Origin of the sequence: Bifidobacterium ruminantium DSM 6489, from assembly GCF_000770925.1 — a bacterium.
GTDB lineage: Bacteria > Actinomycetota > Actinomycetes > Actinomycetales > Bifidobacteriaceae > Bifidobacterium > Bifidobacterium ruminantium.
This window is the reverse complement of sequence record NZ_JDTK01000044.1, coordinates 1-3,432: the sequence shown is the minus strand read 5'-3', so window position 1 is coordinate 3,432 and position 3,432 is coordinate 1. Positions and strand designations below refer to the sequence as shown.

2 rRNA genes are annotated in these 3,432 nt (G+C 59.1%); both read left to right on the top strand.

Annotated features, from left to right (window positions below):
* Positions 1-1,486: ribosomal RNA gene (locus tag OU26_RS09220) — 16S ribosomal RNA — on the top strand; the annotation flags it as partial.
* 462 nt (positions 1,487-1,948) lie between these two features.
* Positions 1,949-3,432: ribosomal RNA gene (locus OU26_RS09215) — 23S ribosomal RNA — on the top strand; the annotation flags it as partial.

Below are 3,432 nucleotides of genomic sequence, written 5' to 3'. Positions count from 1 at the left end.
CGTGCTTAACACATGCAAGTCGAACGGGATCCAAGCAGCTTGCTGTTTGGTGAGAGTGGCGAACGGGTGAGTAATGCGTGACCGACCTGCCCCATACACCGGAATAGCTCCTGGAAACGGGTGGTAATGCCGGATGCTCCAGTTGGATGCATGTCCTTCTGGGAAAGATTCTATCGGTATGGGATGGGGTCGCGTCCTATCAGGTAGTCGGCGGGGTAACGGCCCACCGAGCCTACGACGGGTAGCCGGCCTGAGAGGGCGACCGGCCACATTGGGACTGAGATACGGCCCAGACTCCTACGGGAGGCAGCAGTGGGGAATATTGCACAATGGGCGCAAGCCTGATGCAGCGACGCCGCGTGCGGGATGACGGCCTTCGGGTTGTAAACCGCTTTTGACTGGGAGCAAGCCCTTCGGGGTGAGTGTACCTTTCGAATAAGCACCGGCTAACTACGTGCCAGCAGCCGCGGTAATACGTAGGGTGCAAGCGTTATCCGGAATTATTGGGCGTAAAGGGCTCGTAGGCGGTTCGTCGCGTCCGGTGTGAAAGTCCATCGCTTAACGGTGGATCAGCGCCGGGTACGGGCGGGCTTGAGTGCGGTAGGGGAGACTGGAATTCCCGGTGTAACGGTGGAATGTGTAGATATCGGGAAGAACACCAATGGCGAAGGCAGGTCTCTGGGCCGTCACTGACGCTGAGGAGCGAAAGCGTGGGGAGCGAACAGGATTAGATACCCTGGTAGTCCACGCCGTAAACGGTGGATGCTGGATGTGGGGACCATTCCACGGTCTCCGTGTCGGAGCCAACGCGTTAAGCATCCCGCCTGGGGAGTACGGCCGCAAGGCTAAAACTCAAAGAAATTGACGGGGGCCCGCACAAGCGGCGGAGCATGCGGATTAATTCGATGCAACGCGAAGAACCTTACCTGGGCTTGACATGTTCCCGACAGCCCCAGAGATGGGGCCTCCCTTCGGGGCGGGTTCACAGGTGGTGCATGGTCGTCGTCAGCTCGTGTCGTGAGATGTTGGGTTAAGTCCCGCAACGAGCGCAACCCTCGCCCTGTGTTGCCAGCACGTCATGGTGGGAACTCACGGGGGACCGCCGGGGTCAACTCGGAGGAAGGTGGGGATGACGTCAGATCATCATGCCCCTTACGTCCAGGGCTTCACGCATGCTACAATGGCCGGTACAACGGGATGCGACCCCGTGAGGGGGAGCGGATCCCTGAAAACCGGTCTCAGTTCGGATTGGAGTCTGCAACCCGACTCCATGAAGGCGGAGTCGCTAGTAATCGCGGATCAGCAACGCCGCGGTGAATGCGTTCCCGGGCCTTGTACACACCGCCCGTCAAGTCATGAAAGTGGGTAGCACCCGAAGCCGGTGGCCCAACCTTTTTGGGGGGAGCCGTCTAAGGTGAGACTCGTGATTGGGACTAAGTCGTAACAAGGTAGCCGTACCGGAAGGTGCGGCTGGATCACCTCCTTTCTACGGAGAATTTCAGGCTTCCGTGTTGGAAGCCGGTGTGAGCCCCGTGCTCGTGGAATGGTTCCACGGTCTCGCATGGGGATGCTGGTGTGGAAGAGATCATGGGCTTGGATGGGATTCGTTCCGTCCGGGAGTGGTGCGGATATGCTTTTGGGCTCCCGGACCGCCACCCCACAGTGGTTTCATTGTGGCGCGGTTCGATGCCCATGCGTGGTGGCCGGCCCTGGGTGGCTGGTCGGATCGTGTGGCGCGTGGTGGTTTGAGAACTGGATAGTGGACGCGAGCAATGAAGAAACGATTGTGTTTCTTTTTGCTTATCGCGATTTCGCCAGACTCCTCTTTTGGAGTTTGGTTTCGAGATCGATCGTTTTGTGATCATTTTTAGTGTGATGATTTGTCGTCTGGCGATCTTGCTATCAGGAATCCTGCGGGTGGAACGGCAGTGAATGTTTGTTTTGCTGTTGCGCCGCTTGCAAGGGCGTATGGTGGATGCCTTGGCAGACAGTACCGATGAAGGACGTTTGAGGATGCGATAATCCTAGGGGAGCCTCCAACATGGCTTTGATCCTAGGGTCTCCGAATGGGGGAACCCGCCGGCCGTCATGGGCCGGCACCGCCTGTGGGCGGGGGGTACGCAGGGAAGTGAAACATCTCAGTACCTGCAGGAAGGGATACTCCGTGAGTAGTGGCGAGCGAAAGCGGATCAGACCAAACCGGTTGCGCGTGATACCCGTCGGGGGTTGCGTTTCCGGTGTCGTGGGATCACGTGTCCCGGCTCCGACGGGCCGGGCGGGAGTGATAAAACGGTGTTCCAGGGGAACAGGCTTGAAGGCCTGGCCGCAGAGGGTGCGAGCCCCGTACCTGGACGGATGCCGTCTTCCGATCGTGTTTCCCAAGTAGCGCGGGCCTCGTGGAATCCCGCGTGAATCAGCCCAGACCGTTGGGTAAGTCTAAGCATACCTGTCTGACCGATAGCGTACCAGTACCGTGAGGGAAAGGTGAAAAGCACCCCGGGAGGGGAGTGAAACAGTTCCTGAAACCGTGCGCCTACAATCCGTCGGAGCCTCCTTGTGGGGTGACGGCGTGCCTATCGAAAAATGAGTCTGCGAGTCAGTGATATGTGGCGAGCGTAAGCCGTGTGGCGAACGCGTAGCGAAGGCGAGTCTTAAAAGGCGTTTGAGTCGCGTGTCCTGGACCCGAAGCGGGATGATCTAGCCCTGGGCAGGTTGAAGCGTGGGTAAGACCGCGTGGAGGACCGAACCCACCTGGGTTGAAAACCGGGGGGATGACCTGGGGCTAGGGGTGAAAGGCCAATCAAATTCCGTGATAGCTGGTTCTCTCCGAAATGCATTTAGGTGCAGCGTCGGTTGATTGCGTCGCGGGGGTAGAGCTACCGGATGCTTGCGGGCCCTTGTTGGGTACCAACAGCAGCCGAACTCCGAATACCGTTGACGTGTATTCCGGCAGTGAGTCGGCGGGGGATAAGCTCCGTCGTCGAGAGGGAGACAGCCCAGACCGTCGTCCAAGGTCCCGAAGCGTGTGCTAAGTGGGAAAGGATGTGGAGTCGCATAGACAGCCAGGAGGTTGGCTCAGAAGCAGCCATCCTTGAAAGAGTGCGTAACAGCTCACTGGTCTAGTGGTTCCGCGCCGACAATGTAGCGGGGCTCAAGCACACCACCGAAGACGCGGCAGCAATCTTCATGGTTGCTGGGTAGGAGAGCGTCCCCTGAGGGGCGAAGCGGCGGTGGAAACCGGCCGTGGACTTCAGGGGAGTGAGAATGCAGACATGAGTAGCGAGAGACGGGTGAGGATCCCGTCCGCTGGATGACCAAGGGTTCCGGGGCCACGTTCGTCGTCCCCGGGTGAGTCGGGTCCTAAGGCGAGGCCGACAGGCGTAGTCGAATGGATGAACGGGTGGATATTCCCGTACCGACCATGGACCGGCA